Raw genomic sequence first — 19873 nt, forward strand, 5'->3', positions numbered from 1 at the left:
GAAAACCCCTCATACTGCCCGGGCGCTCTAGGTTGCGGCTCTGCCAAACGCATTGGTCAGGCTGATTCCCTTGGGGATGCCGCTTGCTCCTCCTGTCGGACAGCCTCGGGAACCATCTGGGCGTCGTTGGGCAGCTGCAAGGCGATAGGGTCCCACGGGGCCATCGGACCCTCGCCCCGCACCACGACCGTGTCACGGAAGATCTGCTCGAGCAGGCCGGCCGCCTGCGGCTGCACCGCGCCCTGGCCCGAGATCAACCCGCGCAGGAACCAGCGGGGGCCGTCCACACCGACGAACCGCACGACCTGGAAACCACCCGTGCCGTCCGGCAGCTGCACCGGCACCTGGGCCCGCAGCTCCCAGCCGAGCGGGCCCTCGACCTCGTCGATGACGCCACCCTGCTGGGTAATCTTGGAGGCGAGTTCCTCGCGCACCTCATCCCAAATGCCCTCACGCTTGGGGGCGGCGAACGCCTGCAGCTGAATGGCGCTGTCGCGCAGCACGACCGTCGCCGCGACGATCGCGTCGCCCGCGACCTCCACCCGCAGCTCCATGCCGTCGACACCGGGCACGAGAAGCCCGCCCAGGTCCACCCGGCCGATTTCTGGGGACGTCGTCTCTTTGATGTCCCAGGGTCCGCGCGGACGGTCCGGCTTCCCCTTCTTTTTCCTTTCTCTGCTGGGTTGACTTTGAGGTTCTGGGATGTCTTCCTGCGGAATCGAGGAGGCGAATACGGTCGTCTCGTCAATGCGAGTCTTCCGAATTGTTTCGCGCGTGATTCCTGTGGCTTGACTCAGGTCAGCTCCACGCAAATCAGCCCCGTCAAGTTCCGCATCGGCGAGATTTACAGATTCCAGCTTGGTTTTTCGTAAGTCTGCCTCTTGCAGCTGTGATTTACTGAGATCGACGCCCTTGATTGACAGGCCGGACAAATCTGCCTTCTTCAGAATGAGCGGAGCATCCCGAGGGCGAGGCATTACGAGCACGGCTCCGAGGGCTTTAAGAACACTGGGTGGCCTCTTTTCGCTGCCATATTCGGAGGATGGGCGGCGGATGTAGGAGCAGAGAGCTTCGATAATGTTGGGGATGCTATGCGGTAGTTCGTTTGCCAGTGTTTGAAGTTCGGTCACAGCGTGCGCTCGTTCTGACTCTTGATGAGAGCGGAGCCGGCGGATCTCTGCTGAGACGAGGAACTCGGTCGGCTGCGGAACAGCCGCCTGGGGCGTCGTTGTCGGGGTGGCAACGGCATCGGCTGCCGTGGAGCCCATGACTGAGACCCCTAGCGTTGCCAGGTAGGCAACAGGGTCGATGTCGTCTCCCGCTGCGGCAGTCGTACGAACCTCGAAGTGCAGGTGCGGAGTCTCAGTGTTGCCGGTCGCGCCGCTCGAGCCGATCTTCTGCCCCATCATGACTGGGTTGCCCTGTTTCACCGAGATGGCCGAGAGATGGGCGTAGCAGCTGAAAGTGTCATCGTAGTGGTGCAGGGTGACTTGATAGCCGTAGCGGCCGTTCCATCCTGCTTGTACCACCCGTCCGGCCTGGATTGCTTTGACCGGGGTTCCGGTGGGAACGCTGAAGTCGATCCCGGGGTGGAGATCCGAGCGGATCATTTCCTTGTACTTCTTCGTGACAGGTCCATCGACGGGCAGTACGCCAGTTTTTGTGTTTCTGGAGAACCATCGGGGATGAGATTTGCGCGATGCGTTCTGGTTGATATTTTCCGATGGCGCTTCTTCGTCTATTCCGAGCCGTTGCCTTGCGGCTAGCACCGATTCCATCTTTTGCTGGAGAGCCTTCAACTGGCTCTCCAGGGACCTGCTTTTTTCTCGCTCGCGGTCCAATTCCGCTGCATGCTGCCTCTGGGCTTCATCTTGAGCTGCTGCATAGGCTTCGTTTTTTGCGGTTTTGAGCTTTTCTTGAAGGTCCTCGCAGCGTCGGACCGCGTCATCCCGCTCGGCCTCTGCCTGCCGCAGCTCGTCCGTCAGCTCGCTGATCTCTTCGGTCAGCTGGATCCGGCTTCGCTCGTACTGGGCGCGTTCCGACTGGAGCCTATCCAAAGCCTCGGATTTTACTGACTGGTCAGCAGAGGCTGCCTGCTCTAGAGCCCGGAACTTCTGTAGGACGCTATCCCGCTCCGCGCGAACTTCAACGAGCTCACTTCTGATCTGTGTGACCAGGCGTTCAGCTGACGCGAGTTCCTTCTGAACCGCTCTCGTCTGCTGCTCGAGCTCGAAGGCTTTGTATTCATAGGGCCGCGTGTCGCGGATGCAGTTGTAATACAGGCGTAAGGTGTCCGTCTGCATTTCTTCGGAGATTCCCCTGCCGTTTTTCTCCTTGAGAGCGGCGAAGAAGACGTCGAAGAAGGTCCGTGGAGGCCGGCGGTCGCCCGAAAGGAGACGCGATACCTGCGAGCTGGACAGGTCCACTGCGGACGCCAGTTCACTCAGGCCGTTGTAGCCACTGTGCTCGTAGAGATCACGCAACCGCATAACCAGAGCCAACTCGGACCCTTTGACACCATCCTTGACGGCCTTCAGCTCCGGCTGCTGACCCTGGTCCTGCTCGCTCACGTGTCCCCCGAGTGGTCCGTTGCCTTCATGGCAATCGTCCCACTTTGCCGAAGGTCTGACGGTGCGTCTTCTGGCAAGACCCTTGAGAACTCGAAGCTGATGGGGCCGCCGCGCGCTGGACCCTGACCGATCAGGGTTCGTCAAGCGTGCGCGGAACGATGGAGCCCTGCCCGCCCCTGCCCTGCCAGAGCCTCGGGCGGACAGGGCTCCCCGGCCGAAGGATGCTCATGCACATCGACCTGTCCGCCATTGTCGTCCTCGTTCTTGGAGGACTGGCCGTCTACGTCGCGTACAAGAAGCCCGAACTGGGGACCCCCCTCGGGCTGGGCGCCGTCATCATCACCCTCCTCGTCCTCCTCCTCCAGAGTCAGGACAGCCCCTCCACGGACTCCCAGGACAACAAGAGCCCGCAGACCTCAGGGCAGACGTGCTCGGCGGACGAGGACCGTATGCCGAGCTGACCGGGACCCGACCGAGGGTCCTTCCATCCGTGCCCCAAAGCGGAGGGGGCTGCCGGCGTCAGCAGGCAGCCCCCTCCGCTTGCATAAGCTACGCAACCACATCGCCCACCACGAGGGCATCTGGCCCTGAAGCTTAAGACCACCGCGATCCTGTTCGGCATGGCATTGCCATGCCGAACAAGGTACGGTGGAGGCGAAGCTAGCTGCCGCGGGCGGCTAGAAGTGGAGCCAGGTGACCTGGGGCAGACCGGGAGCCTGGCTCGGCGTCTGTCTGGGCCCTTCCTTTCAGCAGTCGGTGTTCACATCGATGTCCATGAGGGCTTGACCCAACATGTCCGTGTAGCGGCTGTCTCCTTGTCGCTGGTCCCGGACGGCCCCGGCGACGATGTCTGAGATCCACAGAAGCGGTTCCGTTGCACCGGGACGATGCTCCGCGCGCATCTGAGTGCCCTTGGGCAGCACGGTCTGCCGGGCCGTGGCGACGGTTCGGATGTCGCGCGCGTTGAGTTCCTTTTCCCGGGCTTCCAGGCAGAGGTGGGAAACCCCGAAGCCGTGCAGCTCGAAGATGAGTGTGCTCAGGCACTTGCTGCGTGCTCGTTCCTGCTTGCGCCTGGGAACAGGAGAGCCGACCGAAACGATGTGCAGGCCGTCCTGGTCGGCGACCGCCTGGGCGGCCTTCATGCGTTCCTTACGGTCCATCTCGCTCCAGTGGAGCTTGGCCGTGTCGCGCGGGCCTTTCAGACGGCGCATGGTGTGTCGGGCGGCGTCGGTGACAGCAGGGTCAAGGATCGTGGCCGCGATGATGTAGAAGCCGGCCGAGTCGTGCTCGAGGAAGGATTCGTCGAGCCAGGCGGTCTTCATCTCATCGCTGTTGTGGGTACGTGTACGTTCCCCCCGCGGATCACGTATGAGGTCACCTCCCCTGCCGAGCGGCACGGGCCGCGGGCTTCTTTGTCTGGGTGTGCTCCGGCTTGGCCGCGCTGCCGCCGTTGAGCTTGGTGGCAGCCTGCTTCCGGGGCTTGCGCGGCCGCATCGGGGCAGTGCGCTGGTATTGGTAGGCCATGGTGACGCCGCTGGGTGCGAGAGGGGCTTTGGTGTACTGAGGACGACGCTCGACCAGGCCAAGGTCCAGCAGTTTCTTCAGTCCACGCTCGTGGGTGTCTGGCGACCAGCCGTACCAGTCCGGTGCTCTCTCCGCAGGGAACTTCGACCAGTTCTTCTCCCGCAGGACCACCAGCAGCAGGGCCAGGGCGGGAAGGTCAATCTGCTCGTCGTAGCCCTTGGTCCAGAACGCGGCCGGGATCTGCAGGTAGAGGTCCTGCTCCGACTGCCCCACCGGCCTCTCGTAGGGGGCCCCGCTGCCGTCCTCTCGCAGCAGGGTCACGGTGATCATCGTCCCCTTGCGCGTGCAGGTGATCAGGTTGCGCTCCTGCAGCCGGCGCAGGGCGCGCCATGCTCCGGTACGTGCAGCCTGATCGGTGGCGGTCCGGTCGATGTCCATCATCCGTGCCCATACGGCGCTGTCATGCCTGGTCGACCAGCCGTCCGTACCGTTGCTGCAAGCGGCCACGATCAGCAGGTATGCCTTCAGCCCGCGCAGGTCACGACCGGTCACGAAGTCGCGGAGCGGCCCGTGCCGGCTCGTGGAACCTCTCGGAGCCTGCACGAACGTCTTACGCAAGGGCACGTTGGCGCGGATCGAGCGCTTGAGGATCTCCGTCCGGGTGTCCCGGCCTGTCGCCTTGGCTATCTGTATGTCCCGCTCAGCGGGCGAAGTCGTCTTCATGCCGCAGAAGTTAGACGCTTCGACCGGTTGAGCTCAACCGATTCAGCGTCCAGCAGCCTGGACGTGTGAGCGGGTGTATGAGAGAGCCAAGTGAGAGATCAATGTGAGAGAACAACCTGGAACGACAGTGTAAGGACAGTTGGGATCGGGGACGTTCCAGCCTTCCGACCTGCACGCGCTGCAGTGCTTGAGTCGGTGCCACGGCGCGCGGTGCCGACCACTTCGTCTTTCGCAACCAGCCCGAAAATCAGGCCCCGGTCATGCGGCGAAACCGATGTTGGTGACGTACTCGTACTGGCCCCATTCGGAGCCGAGGTCTACCGCCGCGTCGCTGACCCACGCGTCGTCCAGGGCTTGGTCGTCGTCGTTGGCCCAGGCTTGGACGATCCGGTCCCAGTGGCGGACGTTGAGGCTGCGGTACGACACCACTCGCTGGCGGGGCCGGTCGACCTGGGACTGGTTGACGGGGTGGAACTCCACGCGGGTGCCGCGCCCTTCGCGGTTGAGGCGGGCGAGCAGGTAGCGGGCCACGTTGTGGCGGCGCACGGTGCGGTAAGCCTGCTCGACGCGTTCGAGGTTCTTCCTCAAGGGTGTGCGCGTGCCGTCCAGCCAGGCTCGCAGGGTGTGGTCGGTGACGGTCAGGCCGGCGGCGCGGGCTGCGGCGCGGGCGTGGTCAGTGCGGGTGAGGTAGTGCAGGCGGGCGAGGAGGCCTCGCCGGGTGGTGATCGGGGTGGCGATGTAGCCGGCGAGGGCGTCCAGCTGGCGGGCGACGGCTTCGTGGCCTTTGAGGCCGCTGGCGCCGTACTTGCCGAACTCGATGTTCCGCTCAGGCATCTTTTCCAGTCCTCGGGTTACGGATCACTGTACGGGGCTGTGGGGGGCGATCGTCCGGCCCGGCGAGGGAATTGACGCCGGGCTGGGTGATCGGCGCTAGGAGGGCCTTGCAGGGGGCTGCGTGGCCTGGTCCTGGTCGTTGCCGACGGTGTAGACGTCCTTGAGCTTCACCTCGGTGACGCCGCGGCCCTCGGGGAACACTGCGCGCCAGTCGCCGATGACGTGGAGTTCGTCGGTGCCCATCGCGCGTACGACCATGAGGCCTTCGTCGTAGGCGCGGTGGGCCTTCCACCACAGGTTCGCGAAGGCTTGGGAGCGGATGAGGTGCATCCAGTCGGTGCGGTACAGCTCCCGGTTGTAGTTCGACTCCCCCAGTGTGGAGACGAACTTCGAGTACATCGCTTTGACGTACTCCAGCGTCACGTCGTCGTTGTCGGTGATCGCCCGGTCCCGGGCATCCTTGAGGGCGATGCGGAACTTCTCCAGCAGCCCCTCTGTGGCCCCCGAGGTCCATGACTCGTGGATCTGCGGTGAGTCGCACAGCCCGTACTTCGGGCCCGCCAGGCGCAGCAGGAGGCGCAGTGTCGGTTCGGTCACCCACAGCGGGCCGGGCTCGTCTCGGCTGCCGATCGGGTTGGGCAACACCGCGTCGTGCTCCCAGGCTGGCGGGGTGATCAGGTGGACGCCGGCGCGGCGCCGGTCGTGGTGGTCACCGGTGGAGTGCTCCAGCTGCCCGATCGGCAGGTGCGTCTTGAGCGCGGACAGGTAGGCGCCGTTGATGTCGAGCGCGGCCACCTCGTGCTCGCCCACGGGCAGTTCGGGGCGGGTCCACTTCGGTCGGGCCTCCCAGACCTGGTCGGCCCCACGGGCGGTCTGCTTGCGCAGGACGTCGGGCAGCCACGGGTGGGCGACCACGTCGTAGCGGCCGCCCTTGCGGCTGTGGTCGAGCAGTGCCATCGCGTCCGGGATCGCCCGCTTCACCAGCGCGGCCGTCGCCGCGTCGACATCGCCGGCGTGTTCGGCGAGCGCGACCGCGACCGCGGAGCCGATCAGGTCGGGCGAGTCGGATGCCGCCTGCACCCGGCGGCCGACGGGCACGACCTTAACGCCGCGCGCCGCCCGGCTTCGTTGCCCAGTGGACGCCGGCTGCCGCAGCTTCACAGGGGGCGCGGGCTGCTCCAGCTGCGTGGGCTCAGCCGTGGCGCACTCGGCAGGGTCTAGATGCTGCGGGTATCCCGCGACCTGGTGGCGGGCCGGCTGCCCGCACAGCACGCACGGTTGAGGCACGGGCAGGGCGTCGGCGTCGTCCGTGCCGGTCTCGTCTGCCTCCGCTGGGCTGTGGCCTGCGGGTTCGGCTTGGGGTATCTCCGCAGCCGCGGAGGCGTCCAGCTTGGTGCGGGCTCCCTCGAGGAAATACGCGTACTTCTCGCGCGCTTCGCCGCTCGGGTCCCGCCCGGACTCCCAGCCTGCGACCGTGGACGGGCTGACGCCCAAGGCCTGCGCTAGCTGGGCGCGTGAGAGGTTCAGTCCCTCACGCCGTGCGCGCCGCTCCTGGGCAGGCGGGAGCGGGATGAGGCCGGGCGATGTGGACGCGAGCAACGCGTCAATGGCCTGGAAAGCGCTCATCGTCTGTCCCTTCCGGTTGGTCACGTCTGCGCCATGTCGACGAAGCGGCTGTAGTGGCCCTGGAAGGCGACCGTGATGGTGGCGGTCGGCCCGTTGCGGTGCTTTCCGACGATGAAGTCGGCTTCGCCCGCGCGGGGTGACTCTTTGTCGTAGGCGTCCTCGCGGTGCAGGAGGATGACCATGTCCGCGTCGTTCTCGATGGCGCCGGATTCACGCAGGTCCGAGACGACCGGCTTTTTATCCTCGCGCTGCTCGGATCCACGGTTGAGCTGCGAGAGAGCGATGACCGGGACACGAAGGCTCTTAGCGAGCAGCTTCAGTCCGCGGGACATGGCGGCTACCTCTTCCTGGCGAGAGACACCGCGTCGGCTGGCCGGGGTCAGGAGCTGGAGGTAGTCGACGATGACCAGGTCCAGGCCGCCACGGGAGGCGATGCGGTGGGCGCGGGTGCGGATGTCGGCGACGCTCAGGCCGGGGGAGTCGTCGACGTGGAAGACGGCGCTGCCGATGTCGGGCAGCCGCCGGCCGATGCGCCGCCAGTCGTCATCGGTGACGGTGCCGCCGCGCAGGTGGTGCAGGCCCACACGGGCCTCTGCGGACAGCAGACGCATACCGATTTCGTCCTCGCTCATTTCCAGCGAGAAGAACGCGACGCTCAGGCCATGCTCGATGGCTGCTGCGCGGGCGAAGTCCAGGGCTGCGGTGGACTTGCCCATGGCAGGGCGGGCGGCGAGGACGATGAGCTGGCCGGGCTGCCAGCCCTTGGTGAGGGAGTCCAGGTCGGTGAAGCCGGTGGGTACGCCTGTGATCTCGTCGTCGGAGAGGGTGCCGATCTGGTCGACGACTCGTTCGAGGATGCTGGAGATGGGATTGCCGGTGGTGGTGCCGGTGCGGGCCTCGATGGCTTCCAGCAGATCGCTCTGCGCCTTGGCCACGATGTCGTCCAGTTCGCCCTCGGCGCTGTAGCCGAGCTGGGCGATGCGGGTGCCGGCCTCGGTGAGGCGACGCAGTACGGCTTGCTCGCGGACGATCTGCGCGTAGTACTCGGCATTCGCAGCGGTGGGCACGGCCTGCACGAGAGTGTGCAGGTAGCCGGGGCCGCCGATCTTGTTGATCTCGCCGCGCTTGGTGAGTTCGGCGGCAACAGTGATCGGGTCGGCGGGCTCGCCCTTGGCGTAGATGTCCACGATCGCGCCGTAGATCGTCTCGTGCGCAGGCCGGTAGAAGTCGGCGGCGCCAATCAGGTCGGTGACTTCGCCAATAGCGTCCTTGGACAGCAGCATGCCACCCAGGACGGACTGTTCGGCGTCGAGATCGTGTGGCGGCATGCGGTCGAGGCTGGCCTCGGGCGAAACGGCGGGGCTAGGTACGGTGATGGTCACGGATCTCCTTCGGTCCGTCGCGTCCGGGGCAGGGAGGTCAAACCAGGCCCCGGACGCTGCTGTGTACCGGGGTCAGGACGTGGTGCGGTCGGCGGACTGGCCACCGCGCAGAAGGCCGATCAGCGCAGCCGTATCGATCCTGGACGCGCCCTCGCGGCGCGGCCTGGCCTCAGACGCGCACCGCGGGCAGTCGTCAGCCGGGAACGCCCCCCCGCCGTGGCCGGGCTTGACGCACATTTCCCGGCGCTTGCCGGGAGCAGCAGCCGGGCGCTGCCCAGGCAGCGGAACCCGGGAGGCTTCCGCGTGCTTGACCAAGTCCTTCCAGTCCGGCCGTGCGGCCATCTCCCGGGCCCGGTCGGCGATCCACTCAGCTGGCAGCCCTGCGGCCAGCAGTTGCAGAGCTTGCTCCCGCAGGGCCAAGCGGCGGCCGTTGAGTAGCGGCCGTCCCAGAGCCTCGCTGTACGCGGCGAGAACCACGTCTGCGTCGTCCTGACCCGCACGGTCGACGGCGCTCCCGCCTGTTGCTTGTTCCGGCGCAGCCGTCTCTCTCTCTCGCCTGTGGGACTGCCGTGACGGCTGGAAGGCGAACGCGTCAGCGGGGACAGAGAAGAGAGAGTTCAAATCCTTAGAACTATTGGTGCTCGATTTGAACACCCGTGAGAGATCGATTTGAACACCCGTAGCGGGCTCTTCCGGCTGCGGGTGTTCAAATCGAGCACCCGCTGACCTGCGCTTTTTCGGCGGGTGCTCAGATCGAGCACCCGTGGCGCGGGCCGGTTTCGACGGGTGCTCGATCTGAGCACCCGTGGATGTGACATGGCAGAGATCGTTCACGTCATGGCCGCCCGGGCAGCCCTTCTCGTGCCCGCCGGCGAGGTCGTAGACCGGCGGCCGCCGGTCCGCACGCAGGTGGCTAACCATCTTCGGATCGCCCGGAATCAGAACGCCCGCGGACTTCAGCCGGCGCAGGTGCTTGAGCACCGTGGACTCGCCCATCAGGCACTCGCCCGCCAGCGTCTCCGCCGACGCGTAGCAGCCACGCATGTCGGCATTGGTGTGGTTCGCGACGCGCACGAGCACCAGTAGCTCGCCAGAGTTGTTGCAGAGCTTGATGCCGGTTTTGTCGACCCACGTCTGCGCCTGATAGCTCATCGGGCCACCTCTGCCAGCTGGACGCCGACGGCGGCCGGAGCGGCCCACGGCATGGCCGGTGGACGCGATGGGAATGAGATCGTCCGCGTGGTCTGCGGACTGTTGAACAGGCGGTGCAAGGGTTCATCTCCCCAGGTTGGGGAGCCGTGACCAGTAGATGTGACCTACCAGGATCCCGGAGTAGTGGCGTTGCGCAATCTCTTGCGCATACTCTGGGTATAGGTGACCACGCGGGCTCTAGAGCCCACGGGCATCACCCGGCAGACGAGGTCACCTCGCTGCTCACGACTCAAGGGTTGCGAGCTCGATTGAGTCGGACTTGGAAGCGGCTCCCGTTGTGGCGACGGGGGCCGCTTCGCATTTATGGCGGATAGGCGGGGAGGGGCATAGTCAGTCAGTCTCCGCGAAGAAGCCTTCGGCTGCCTCGGGATGCTTCGTAGCCCATCGCCTCAGGAGATGGGCATACGCTTCCAAGCGGTGTCGGTGCGGCTTCACGGCCCCGACTTCCCATCGGTTGAACGCGGCACGGGTGACGCCGAAGACCTTGGCCACCTCTTGCTGAGTCAAACCGTCAGCCTTACGCAGGCGTGCGCGAACCTCCGGCGGCGGCAGGATGTCCGGCCGCGCGACAAGCGCATCGACTGCATCAAGCAGTTCAGACACCAATCCCCCTCTCTTCACGTGATCCGAAACTATACACAACCCTTGACTGATTGCAGGGGAGTTGGTGCTGTGTCCCCAAAGATCCGTCAGGTTAGTGTCAACGCTGTGAGCCTCGCCCTTTTCGACCTGGACGGCACGCTGGTCGATCGCCAGTCGGCCTTCGTCGACGCCGTGGCCGCCTTCTGCCAGGCGCACCGATTCGGCCCCGAGATCGAAGCCTGGCTCCTCGCAGAACTCGCCGACCGGGCAAACGCAGCCGACTTCTCCCGCTTGCGCCAGGCGTTCACCCTGACTGAACCGGCAACAGAACTCTGGCAGGCATACGGCCACTGCATAGCGGGTGCCGTCTCGTGCCGTCCGACTGTCGTAGAGGGCGTGGCGCGACTTCGTGCAGTCGGCTGGACGGTCGGCATCGTCACCAACGGGGCCTCCGACATTCAGCGCGCCAAGCTCGCTGCCACCGGCCTCGTCGGCCTGGTCGACGGCGTCGCGGTCTCCGGCGATCACGAGATTCGCAAGCCGGACCCGCGACTCTTCGAACTCGCAGCCTCCCGTTGCGGCGTTAGCCTCGCAGACGGCGGCTGGATGGTCGGCGACAACCCGGCCGGGGATATCGGCGGCGGCCACCGGGTCGGCCTGAGCACCATCTGGCTGCGCGGCCGCCCGTGGCCCGACGGACTCCCCGCCGCGGATCACGTCGTCGGCGACGTCACCGACGCCATCACCATCCTGCTCGCAGAGACGGAGTAGCACCGTGGACCAGCCGACCGTCGGCATCCTCCACCCCGGCAGCATGGGCGCCGCCGTCGCAGCCTGCGCCGCGACCAACGCAGCCGACGTCCTGTGGTGCGAGGCCGGGCGCAGCTCCGCATCCGTGGAGCGCGCCGCGCAGGCCGGGCTGACACCTGTGGCTACGCTGGCCGAGCTGTTGGACCGCAGCGACATCGTCATCAGCCTCTGCCCACCGGCTTCTGCCGAGGAACTGGCCCACGACGTCGCCGGGCACCGCTTCGCCGGTGTGTACGTGGAGGCGAACGCCATCAACCCCGAGCGATCAACGCGGATCGCCGCGCTGCTTGAACCGGTCGCGATCGTCGTCGACGGTGGCGTTGTCGGCTCCCCGCCGGTCGGTGGCAAGACACCGGCCCTGTACCTGTCCGGCCCGGCCGGCGCGATCGAGCGCATCGAGGCGCTGTTCGTGGGCACCGCCGTCCGGACGGTCGTACTGGGCACGGACATCGGGAAGGCGTCCGCGTTGAAGCTGGCGTACGCCAGCTTCCAAAAGACGTCGCGGGTGCTGGTGGCGCTCGCGGTCGGCATGGCGCGGGAGCACGGCGTCGACCAGGAGCTCATCGAGGTCGCCTCGCGGCGCGCTGACTCGTACCTGTCCGAGCGGCAGTATGTCGCCAAGACTGCGGCCCGCGCTTGGCGCTGGGGCCCGGAGCTGGAGGAAGCTGCCGACACGCTCGCGGCCGCCGGCCTCCCACCGGAGATGCTGCGAGCGGCCGCGTCCACACTGGCACGGTGGCACGACACCAAGGACGACAGCTCGCTCACGCTCGCCGACGCCTTGGACCGACTCGCCCATCCATAGCCCGCACTCACAGCGTCGCCGCCCCCGTCCGCTGCGCCAGCAGCTGGTGGATAAGTCGCGCTGCGTCCTGCGGAGATGCTGCCGTGGTGTCCACCGTCAGGTCCCAGACCATGCCTGGATGCGCGTCCAAGTCCACGCGGGTCGCGTCCCACGCCGCCAGGCGCGCCGCGGTATCGCTGTCGCCGCGCTCTGCCGACCGCTGCTCGGTCACCTCGCGCGGGCACCACAACAGCACCACCGACCAGTCGGCCGGGTATCCGTTGACCAGAGCCCGGATGCCGTCAATTTGCCCAAGGTGCACCACAGGCACCCCGACCGTGAACGCGGCATCGACGCCGGGCCGGTCGATCGCGTACGTGTTGCCGTACCGGGCGTTTGCGTAGACGACGTCGCCCGCAGCCTCGAATTTGCGCAGTTGCTCCGCTGTGCCCATCCGGTAGCCGGCGGCCTTGCCTGTTCCGACCTTGAGCCGCGCGAACTGTGTGTACTTAGAGTTGAGTTTGCTGAGAGCGGTGGTGACAGTGTCCTTGCCCGATGCTGGCGGGCCGTAGAGGATCACGCCTTGCTTCTCCGTCATCCGTACATCGCCCCCATCGCCTGCCGGGCCTGGTCCGCAAGCGTCACCGCGGTTCCCAGCCGGTTGTCGACGACCAGGTGTGGCACCGCTGGGCGCAGGCCAAGGTCGATGGTCGTCATGTACTCATCCCACCGCTGAAGCTTCCACGCGTCCCGGGCCGCTGAGCGGAATCCGATGTACTCGCGCATCGACTCCTCGTCGCAGCGAACCCACACCGGGAACACATCGACACCCATCGAGCCCGCGCGGTTGGCCAAGCGCTGCATCCAGTCCGGGTCGGTCATCTCGGAGATGAACGGCGCGGTCAACACCGTGGAGATACCGCACTTGATGTTGGCCATGGCCGACTGCATCAGGCAGTCGTACTCCACGGGCCGAACCTGTTCACGGTAGAGCTTGGTGTGCCGGTCGTTCGCGTCGCCGCCCAGCGCGACGAGGAGACGCTCCACCAGCGGGCGGGTGAGCGGGTCCTTGTCGAGCAGCGGCCAGCCGGTGAGCTGAACGAAGAAGCGGGCGAGCTCCGTCTTACCGCTGCCAGCGAAGCCGCCGACCAGGATGAGTACAGGACGGTGGGGATCGCCGCCCGTGTGCCGGCGCTTCCAGGCGTCGATGATCCGCTGCTGCAGGTCGAAGTGGTCGGCTTCCCCGGAGCCCGGCGCGATGCGATGAATAGCCCGCTCAACCGCCAAGACATGCGAGCCGTTAAGGCGGTCATCCATCGGCGTGAGCTTGAACGACGTCTCCTCACCAGGCAGGGCGGTGCGGAAGCCCAAGTCGGGCTCGGTGGCCCGGTACAGAAGACAGTAAGCGCGCCGGTAGTGAGGACCGGGATACACCTCGCCCTGCTCGTGCTGCCAGAGAGTCTGAGGATTCGCGGCGGGAATGCCCTTCAGCTTGGCCTGCTCAGCAACCTGACGGAGGCGCTCACCGGCCTTCTCCAGGGTCAGCCCGTGAGCCTCACGCTGCTCGCGCAGCTTGTCCGGACGCCAGCCCGCTCGGTGCTTTCCCACCCTGTGCCCCTCCGTGATCGCCATGGCCGTGAGCCTAGAGCTGGCCCCGCAAATCCCATGTGTACGCGGATGTTGAAAACCCGTGAACCCAGGTGTGCACGAGCTTCGACAAGCCGCTGTGATGTCCCGTTCCGCTCTCCCCGGATGTGATGGCTCCCACAAGAAGAGCAGGTCGAGGGGGCAGAGCGCAGTGAACGGTAAACCCAAGAGCGAGGGTCTTGGTGGGCAATCTCAGCGGATGGCAGCAGGCGACGAGGTGTCGGACTCACCCGTTACCTCCGTGCCACATGCCTGGACGGAGAATGTCTTCCCAGACCTCCAGCGGTCCGTCCTCGTCGGAGTAGACGGTGCGCAGGACGAGGACAGGCACCGGCACATCTGCAGGAATGTCGATTCCGAATTCCTCAAGTTCGTTGGTGGATGCCAGACGGGCGGTGCTTTGCTCCGGGCCCGCGATGACCTGCTTGCCGGTGCGCTCGGTGTACAGATCATGTCGAAACTTTGGCATTGGACTGGCATCGAGCAACTCAGGCAGCGACTCCAGCGCTCGAATATGGATGACGTTCAACGCCAACACGGTGGGCTTGCCGTCTCGCATGAACGTACGCCGTCGAAACACGATCTCGTCATAGAGCTCGATGCCGAGCAGGTTCGCAACTTCCGAGTCGGCACAGGAGCGCAGATCGGAGCGCGAGTTCACGTAGGTCTCCCGAGGCGCCAGAGGGCGGCCAGTGCGACGCAGCCGCTCCAAGCGAGCAGCGCCCGTCACGACCGTCGGCGGCGTTTCCGTTGGCCCCAGGACCGTGGTCCCGCTGCCTTGCGTGGTGCGTACGAGCCCTTCGGCCTCCAGGGCCTGATAGGCGCGGTGAACGGTCGCAGTGGCCCCCTTCCCCGCTTCGACCTGGGCTTGGACCGACGGGAGACGCTCTCCAGGCGCGTATACCCCTTCGTCGATCTGTGCCGCGATCTCGTCGGCGATCTGACGCCACTTCGGCAGTTGCTTGGGCGGGGGCATCGCGACTCCTTCGGGTTGATGGCACCAGTGAACCCCTTCTAGAAGACCTTGACAAGTCTTCTAGAAGGGTTCATGGTCGTACTCGTGCAGTTCGTCGCCTCGCAAGGGACGCCCTGACAGCACGACTGCAAGACCGCAGGAAGTTGTCCGCCTCGCAAGAGGGGGCCGGGATGTGGCACCAACAAACTCCCGGGTTCTCGACTCCCTGCATGTACGTCGCAGCGCTATGCGCTGTCCGTCCTCCAGGACGCCGGGCTTCCGGTGCGCCTGGTGGGTGGAGAGAGCACCGCGACGCAGCCCGTACCCCTCCGCACGCAAGGAGATTCCGCATGACCATCACGTCCGCGATGCCCAAGGCCAAGGAGCGGAAGCGCCGGATCCGGACGAAGCGGGTCAGCAGCCTCCCCGCCATCAAGCTCTCGCAGCTCCGGCCGTCGCACATCGACCTCCGCAACCCGCTCAAGGCCGTCCTGGTCTGCGTGGACTGCGGGACCTGGGTGCCCATCACCGGCATGCAGGGCACGGTTCAGAAGCTGGTCCCGCACCACACCGGCAAGGCCTACGTTGACGCCGCAATCCGCTGCCGGAGCAGCAACCGCCGTGTTGAGTTCGACATGACGATTCCCGAGTGGTGCCGGGCCTTGACCGACGCGGTCAAGGAAGCCTCCAGCCGCCAGTCCACCGCGGTGCTGCCCAAGGCATTCAGCCCGCAGACCGACCGGACCCTGCGGGCTCGTGCCGAGCGCACGCCGGCCGGACGCCGGGCCGATTGGAATGCGGTGCTGCCCCGCGTGGCCGACACGGACAAGAACCGCCGCTCGATCCCCGCCGGTGACGCTCCCACGGAGGGCCCCGCGGTCCCGCTGGACACGCTCCGCCCCCAGCGCCCCGCGCGCTGAACCCTGCACGAACCGCCACGGCCCTGGCCATCCCGCGATTGAGGAGGCCCGGGCCGTGGCTGCTCGTACACGGAGACAAGGAGGGACTTCGCATGGCTATCCCTACTGATCCGCGTACCCCCCAACAGCGCGTCGCCGTCCGACTGGAAGCGGCTCACCGGCAGCTGACCAAACCGGGCTTGAGCCGCCGTGACCGCGCTCGGGTCGCTGACCGCATTCACCAGATGAAGCAGGAAGCCAGCGACCTCGGTCACTGACCTTGCAGCCTGCGCTGCCCGTCGGCCACCACGCTCTCCGGGGTGATGACCGGTGGAGTGCGCAGGACGCACTCACGCGACGAACCCCCAGGGATGCCGCCCTGGGGGTTCTTGTCGCAGGTCACCCTGATGGAAGGACTCGACCTACATGACCAGCATGACACTCCCGGCGCGTGCCGAGACCCGCCCGCCGCTGCCGATTCGTCCAACCCCGCACGAGCGGGACGGCCGCCAGGGCGGCGCGGGCACGGGACGTCCGCACCCGCAGCAGTACATGACAGCACGCCGCAGCGCCGCCGACCTGGCGCGTGTGGAGAACGAGATCGGCCCCCGCCTCTCTGGCGCGATCTACCAGAACGTGGACGGGCGTTTCGAAGTTCTGGCAGTGGTCACCGACCCTGCCGACGCCGCAGCGCTGCTGCGCCGCGACAGTGCCCGGTGGGCGGTCATCGTCCGGGACACCCTGCGCCCGGACGGGCAGCCGTTCGCGGTCGGTTCGGTGTGGACGACATCGGACTACCTGATCCGTCCCGCCAGGACGGCGTACGCGCCGGCGGCCTGACGATCCGCCACGGTCCCTCTCCCGCCCGCCAGAGCGTTAGGGGTGGGAGAGGGGCCGTGGCTGGCCGTCCGGCCAGCCACACGGTGACAGCCCCGGAAGGTCAGAGCTCCGGGGCTGTCTGGTCAAAGGACACAGGAGGTCCCGTGACCACGACGATCATGACACGCTCCCGTCCCAGCTCAACAGACGTCGACGCGACGGATGCGCACCACCAGCTCGGGGAACTGCTGACGCGCATGGTGCGTGAGGCCGACGCCCGGATCGCGGTCGGCCGACGGGCGCGGCGCACGATACAGGAGATGGTGCCTGGCTATGAGCGTCAGCCGGTGCTCACCCTGCACCGGTCGGTGATGGCCGACGACGCCTGTCCGCTCTGCGGCCGGTGGAGCTGCAAGGGCAGCGATTGCCCGCCCGGGGCGGCACCCGCCCCGAGCACCACGGTCCAGGACGCGCGTAAGGCGGTGACCGCATGATCACCCGCCTCACCGAAGAGGAACGCAAGAAGCTCTCCGAGAAGGTCCGCGAGGTCAACAAGCAGTCGCAGCAGCGGCCCCGCTGACGAAACGGACCGATGCCTCACCGCATACACGCGGCCCGGGCGGCGCAGCACCGCGCTGCCCGGGCCGCCCTCGCTCTCGGCCCTGGCCATCCCCTCGCCCGTCTGCTGCTGGCTGCCGCCGCCGTGGCTGCCGCAGCGGCATGGGAAGCGGGATACCGCGTGGCCGACCTCCACCTCACCCGCCGGCACCACGAACGGATACCGCGTGCCTGACGATCTGTACCAGCGCTACCAGGCAGCCGCCCGCGCCCACCAGGTAGTGCCTGACGATCTGTACCAGCGCTACCAGGCAGCCGCCCGCGCCCACCAGGAGCACACCACCAGCTGCCCCCGTTGTACTGGCACCGCCCGCTGCTCCGAAGGCGCGCGGCTGTGGTCGGTATTCGAGCGGCTGCAAGACGCCTATATCGACCGCCAGCGCACCAAGCGCACCCGCTGAACCACTGCCTCAATCGACACCGCCACCTCTGTCGGTTGCCTTCTGCGCCCGTCCCGGCCCCGCCTTTGGCGGCGGCCGGTACGGGCGCGGCGAGGGGAGCCGGACAGCCCGGACCACAGTCGAGGGAGGCCACATGGCCACGACGATGACCCCGCTCCAGCCCAGTATGGAAGCCACCGCCCAGGCCGCCGCTTTCGCGATCTTCGGCAGCGACATCCCGCCGATCAGGACGGAGGACTACAGCGGCAGCTGGCGCACCACCCTCCACGTCATCGCGGAGGAGTGGGTGGGCGAGGGCCGCTTGGAGCAGCACGCCGCCCGCACCGCGACCGCGCTCAACGAGTGCAGCAGCGGGACGGCATCGGCTCGCCCCAGGCGCTCGCCGGCGGCAGTGCGCTCCAGCCGCTGATCGACCGGTGCCGCCATTTCGGCATCACCACCGACCGCCGACCTTGAGCGGCATGGCGCGCAGCTTCCCGAGAGCTGACTTCGCGCCCACCCGGCGCGAGCAGCACCCAGTTTCGCGCCCGCCCCGTGACGCTTCGCGAGACCGGCCGCCCGCCGCCCGGGCCGCCGGCCAATTCATGCGCGCTGAGCGGGTGGAGCCGGTGCCAGTTTCGTGATCGACCGACCGCACCGACCACCGCTTCGGGAACGCCGCCCCGCGTTTCGGGAGCAACCCCCGCCATTTCGCGCACACCCTGAACGACCCCCTCCGGAGGCCCCCATGACGATCACCGACTGGCCGCGAACCGCGGCTGAACCCGACCCCGATACGAGCGCACCGGCCGCCGTTTCGGGAACACCCCAGCCGGTTTCGCGGACACCCGGCACCGTTTCGGATACGCCGGAGTTCGTTTCGGAGACGGAAAGCGGAACCGGAACGGACGCCTCCCCGGCGAAGCTCACCGGCACCCAGAAGTGGACGACCGGAGCGATCGTCATCGCCGCGCTCGCCCTCGCGGGCATCGGCCTGTACCTGTCCTTCGAGCACGTCGCGGACTTCGCCTACAAGGAGCTCCGCTTCGGCTCGCTGGGCAAGGGCCAACTGTTCGCGGTCGGCGTCGACGTCGGCATCATGGTGATGATCGCGGTCGACCTGCTGATGGCCTGGCTCAAGCGCCCCATCAGCTGGATTCGCTACCCGGTGTGGCTGCTGACCGCCGCGACCGTCGTCCTCAACGCCGCCTCCGGCGCCCCGGAGGGCGCCTGGAAGCTGCTGGACTACGTCGCGGCCGGCGCCCACGGCGTCGTTCCGGTCCTCTTCATCACCGTGGTGGAGCTGGGCCGTGACGCCATCGACCGCGTTGTCCGCCCTGAGCAGGTCGAACGGGACTCCATCCCGTGGCTGCGGTGGATCCTCGCCCCCGTCGCAACCGCCCGTATCTTCCGCAGGATGCGGCTGTGGGGCGTCACCTCCTACCCGGAGATGATCCGCCGCGACCAGCAGCTCATCGCTTACGAGCAGTGGCTCAAGCGCAAGTACAAGGGCGACATCTCCCAGGCGTCCGAGGATGAGCTGCTGCCGATGAAGATGGCCCCTTACGGCTACACCGTCGACCAGGCCCTGGCCATGCCCGATGAGCAGGAACAAGCAGCTCAGGAGCGTGCGGAGGAAGCCGAACGCCGCCGCCTGGACGCGGAGACGCGCAGCGAGGTCGCCAAGGCGGAGTCCGAAGCCGAGCGGCTGCGAGCCAAGGGCAAGGTGGAGGCGGTCCGCGCGGAGGTCGACGGCCAGACCGGCCAGGCCCGCGCCCACGCCCGAGCCCAGGTCAGCGCCGCAGAGCGGGCCGCCGCTCTGGAGCAGGAGGCGCTAGACCAGGCCGTCATCGCCGAAGCCCGCGCCCGTGAGGCGGAGGCGGAGCGCAAGGAGGCCGACGAGCGCGAGGCGAAGGCCGCCGCTGATCTCCGCGCGGCGGAACTGGAGCGCCATGCAGCCGAGAAGCGGAAGGAAGCAGCGGACGCCGACCGGGTCGCCGCAGCGGAGGCTCAGGCGATCGAGACCCAGGCCATCGCCGAAGCTCGCGAGGCCGCTGCCGAAGCGAACCGGCGTGCTGCCGAAACGGAGAGGGCCGCTGCCGAAACGCAGCGCGCCACCGCCGAAGCTGCCCGCAAGAAGGCGGAAGAGGAGCGCCTCGCGAAGGTCGCTCTTGCTGATGCCGCGCGTGCCGAGACGGAAGCCGCCGAAGCCGAGCGGGCTGCTGCCGAAACGCGGCGGGCTGCCGCCGAAATCGAGCGGCGCGCGGTCGAAGCCGAGGACGTTGCGAAGCTCAAGCCGCGCGAGCGGGCGGTCCGCAAGGTCGCCCGGATGATCCTCGCGACCGGCGGCGAAGCCGACCGGGTGCCGCTGGCCGACATCCAGCACGAGCTGGCGGTCACCTCGCCCGGCACCGCGTCGGAGTACCGCCAGGAGGCAGCCGAGCTGCTCGCCGGCGGCTACCGCCCCTGACCACGCACGACGGACTGTCCGACGGTTTCGCCGGCCCC

The 19873-nt window shown here is 67.3% G+C and carries 18 protein-coding genes and 3 pseudogenes; 9 read left to right on the forward strand and 12 right to left on the reverse strand.

Translation table 11 applies throughout. The features are described from left to right. Positions 1 to 56: 56 nt before the first annotated feature. Both F8R89_RS36495 and F8R89_RS37190 read right to left on the reverse strand, forming a co-directional pair. Positions 57 to 647, reverse strand: a pseudogene (locus F8R89_RS36495) (DUF3710 domain-containing protein); the annotation flags it as partial. A 150-nt stretch (positions 648 to 797) separates the two neighbouring features. Continuing rightward, a pseudogene (locus F8R89_RS37190) lies at positions 798 to 2489 on the reverse strand (peptidoglycan DD-metalloendopeptidase family protein); the annotation flags it as partial. A 308-nt stretch (positions 2490 to 2797) separates the two neighbouring features. Here F8R89_RS37190 and F8R89_RS00970 point away from each other — a divergent pair. Beyond that, a complete protein-coding gene (locus F8R89_RS00970) occupies positions 2798 to 3031 on the forward strand; it encodes a hypothetical protein (protein WP_151782153.1) in 234 nt (77 codons plus the stop codon). A 285-nt stretch (positions 3032 to 3316) separates the two neighbouring features. On the opposite strand, the gene F8R89_RS00975 is transcribed toward F8R89_RS00970, so the two are convergent. The 7 genes and pseudogenes from F8R89_RS00975 to F8R89_RS01005 all read right to left on the reverse strand — a co-directional run bounded on the left by F8R89_RS00975 (position 3317) and on the right by F8R89_RS01005 (position 10474). Next, complete coding sequence (locus tag F8R89_RS00975) at positions 3317 to 3892, reverse strand: hypothetical protein (protein ID WP_225994274.1); 576 nt, start codon at positions 3890 to 3892, stop codon at positions 3317 to 3319. A 52-nt stretch (positions 3893 to 3944) separates the two neighbouring features. Next, positions 3945 to 4817 (reverse strand): hypothetical protein, encoded by an 873-nt coding sequence (locus F8R89_RS00980; RefSeq protein WP_225994275.1) that lies wholly within the window; start codon positions 4815 to 4817, stop codon positions 3945 to 3947. Positions 4818 to 5075: 258 nt separating this feature from the next. Then, the gene (locus F8R89_RS00985) at positions 5076 to 5651 is read right to left on the reverse strand and encodes a transcriptional regulator (protein ID WP_151782154.1); all 576 of its coding nucleotides are present in this window, start codon (positions 5649 to 5651) and stop codon (positions 5076 to 5078) included. Between the two features lie 96 nt (positions 5652 to 5747). Continuing rightward, complete coding sequence (locus F8R89_RS00990) at positions 5748 to 7277, reverse strand: helix-turn-helix domain-containing protein (protein ID WP_151782190.1); 1530 nt, start codon at positions 7275 to 7277, stop codon at positions 5748 to 5750. Between the two features lie 20 nt (positions 7278 to 7297). Then, positions 7298 to 8617, reverse strand: a pseudogene (gene dnaB, locus F8R89_RS00995) (replicative DNA helicase); the annotation flags it as partial. Between the two features lie 114 nt (positions 8618 to 8731). Further along, positions 8732 to 9811: a helix-turn-helix domain-containing protein gene (locus F8R89_RS01000; protein ID WP_151782155.1), complete on the reverse strand. Its 1080-nt coding sequence runs from the start codon at positions 9809 to 9811 to the stop codon at positions 8732 to 8734. Between the two features lie 390 nt (positions 9812 to 10201). Then, a complete protein-coding gene (locus F8R89_RS01005) occupies positions 10202 to 10474 on the reverse strand; it encodes a helix-turn-helix domain-containing protein (protein WP_151782156.1) in 273 nt (90 codons plus the stop codon). A 105-nt stretch (positions 10475 to 10579) separates the two neighbouring features. Here F8R89_RS01005 and F8R89_RS01010 point away from each other — a divergent pair, with 105 nt between their 5' ends. Further along, positions 10580 to 11224 (forward strand): HAD family hydrolase, encoded by a 645-nt coding sequence (locus tag F8R89_RS01010; RefSeq protein ID WP_151782157.1) that lies wholly within the window; start codon positions 10580 to 10582, stop codon positions 11222 to 11224. Between the two features lie 4 nt (positions 11225 to 11228). Next, positions 11229 to 12068 (forward strand): NAD(P)-dependent oxidoreductase, encoded by an 840-nt coding sequence (locus tag F8R89_RS01015; protein WP_151782158.1) that lies wholly within the window; start codon positions 11229 to 11231, stop codon positions 12066 to 12068. A 7-nt stretch (positions 12069 to 12075) separates the two neighbouring features. On the opposite strand, the gene F8R89_RS01020 is transcribed toward F8R89_RS01015, so the two are convergent. The 3 genes from F8R89_RS01020 to F8R89_RS01030 all read right to left on the reverse strand — a co-directional run bounded on the left by F8R89_RS01020 (position 12076) and on the right by F8R89_RS01030 (position 14670). Then, positions 12076 to 12645, reverse strand: coding sequence for a phosphotransferase-like protein (locus F8R89_RS01020; protein WP_151782159.1), 570 nt, complete (start codon positions 12643 to 12645; stop codon positions 12076 to 12078). Further along, positions 12642 to 13679, reverse strand: a complete 1038-nt coding sequence (locus tag F8R89_RS01025; protein ID WP_192806012.1) for an AAA family ATPase — start codon at positions 13677 to 13679, stop codon at positions 12642 to 12644. Before F8R89_RS01025 ends, F8R89_RS01020 begins: the two co-directional genes overlap by 4 nt. Positions 13680 to 13920: 241 nt before the next feature. Continuing rightward, positions 13921 to 14670 carry a GntR family transcriptional regulator gene (locus tag F8R89_RS01030; protein ID WP_151782160.1) on the reverse strand — a complete coding sequence of 250 codons (750 nt, stop codon included), beginning with the start codon at positions 14668 to 14670 and terminating at the stop codon, positions 13921 to 13923. Between the two features lie 329 nt (positions 14671 to 14999). Here F8R89_RS01030 and F8R89_RS01035 point away from each other — a divergent pair, with 329 nt between their 5' ends. The 6 genes from F8R89_RS01035 to F8R89_RS01065 all read left to right on the forward strand — a co-directional run bounded on the left by F8R89_RS01035 (position 15000) and on the right by F8R89_RS01065 (position 19835). Continuing rightward, on the forward strand, positions 15000 to 15569 hold the full coding sequence (locus F8R89_RS01035) for a hypothetical protein (RefSeq protein WP_151782161.1): 570 nt from the start codon (positions 15000 to 15002) through the stop codon (positions 15567 to 15569). A 405-nt stretch (positions 15570 to 15974) separates the two neighbouring features. After that, the gene (locus F8R89_RS01040; RefSeq protein WP_225994276.1) at positions 15975 to 16388 is read left to right on the forward strand and encodes a hypothetical protein; all 414 of its coding nucleotides are present in this window, start codon (positions 15975 to 15977) and stop codon (positions 16386 to 16388) included. A gap of 143 nt (positions 16389 to 16531) precedes the next feature. Continuing rightward, positions 16532 to 16861: a hypothetical protein gene (locus F8R89_RS01045; protein ID WP_192806013.1), complete on the forward strand. Its 330-nt coding sequence runs from the start codon at positions 16532 to 16534 to the stop codon at positions 16859 to 16861. 291 nt (positions 16862 to 17152) lie between these two features. Continuing rightward, a complete protein-coding gene (locus F8R89_RS01055) occupies positions 17153 to 17386 on the forward strand; it encodes a hypothetical protein (RefSeq protein ID WP_225994277.1) in 234 nt (77 codons plus the stop codon). A 133-nt stretch (positions 17387 to 17519) separates the two neighbouring features. Next, on the forward strand, positions 17520 to 17795 hold the full coding sequence (locus F8R89_RS01060) for a hypothetical protein (protein ID WP_225994278.1): 276 nt from the start codon (positions 17520 to 17522) through the stop codon (positions 17793 to 17795). A gap of 318 nt (positions 17796 to 18113) precedes the next feature. Further along, positions 18114 to 19835 carry a DUF2637 domain-containing protein gene (locus tag F8R89_RS01065; RefSeq protein WP_151782163.1) on the forward strand — a complete coding sequence of 574 codons (1722 nt, stop codon included), beginning with the start codon at positions 18114 to 18116 and terminating at the stop codon, positions 19833 to 19835. Positions 19836 to 19873 lie beyond the last annotated feature (38 nt).

This window comes from Streptomyces sp. SS1-1 (assembly GCF_008973465.1).
Classification (GTDB): Bacteria; Actinomycetota; Actinomycetes; order Streptomycetales; family Streptomycetaceae; genus Streptomyces.

What these genes read in the sequence shown, in the direction of transcription:
- F8R89_RS00975 (WP_225994274.1), bottom strand. Translation starts at nt 3,892, where the DNA reads ATGAAGACCGCCTGGCTCGACGAATCCTTCCTCGAGCACGACTCGGCC.
- F8R89_RS00970 (WP_151782153.1), top strand. Translation starts at nt 2,798, where the DNA reads ATGCACATCGACCTGTCCGCCATTGTCGTCCTCGTTCTTGGAGGACTG.
- F8R89_RS01035 (WP_151782161.1), top strand. Translation starts at nt 15,000, where the DNA reads ATGACCATCACGTCCGCGATGCCCAAGGCCAAGGAGCGGAAGCGCCGG.
- F8R89_RS01000 (WP_151782155.1), bottom strand. Translation starts at nt 9,811, where the DNA reads ATGAGCTATCAGGCGCAGACGTGGGTCGACAAAACCGGCATCAAGCTC.
- F8R89_RS00980 (WP_225994275.1), bottom strand. Translation starts at nt 4,817, where the DNA reads ATGAAGACGACTTCGCCCGCTGAGCGGGACATACAGATAGCCAAGGCG.
- F8R89_RS01065 (WP_151782163.1), top strand. Translation starts at nt 18,114, where the DNA reads ATGACGATCACCGACTGGCCGCGAACCGCGGCTGAACCCGACCCCGAT.
- F8R89_RS00990 (WP_151782190.1), bottom strand. Translation starts at nt 7,277, where the DNA reads ATGAGCGCTTTCCAGGCCATTGACGCGTTGCTCGCGTCCACATCGCCC.
- F8R89_RS01020 (WP_151782159.1), bottom strand. Translation starts at nt 12,645, where the DNA reads ATGACGGAGAAGCAAGGCGTGATCCTCTACGGCCCGCCAGCATCGGGC.
- F8R89_RS00985 (WP_151782154.1), bottom strand. Translation starts at nt 5,651, where the DNA reads ATGCCTGAGCGGAACATCGAGTTCGGCAAGTACGGCGCCAGCGGCCTC.
- F8R89_RS01030 (WP_151782160.1), bottom strand. Translation starts at nt 14,670, where the DNA reads ATGCCCCCGCCCAAGCAACTGCCGAAGTGGCGTCAGATCGCCGACGAG.
- F8R89_RS01060 (WP_225994278.1), top strand. Translation starts at nt 17,520, where the DNA reads ATGGCCACGACGATGACCCCGCTCCAGCCCAGTATGGAAGCCACCGCC.
- F8R89_RS01040 (WP_225994276.1), top strand. Translation starts at nt 15,975, where the DNA reads ATGACCAGCATGACACTCCCGGCGCGTGCCGAGACCCGCCCGCCGCTG.
- F8R89_RS01025 (WP_192806012.1), bottom strand. Translation starts at nt 13,679, where the DNA reads ATGGCGATCACGGAGGGGCACAGGGTGGGAAAGCACCGAGCGGGCTGG.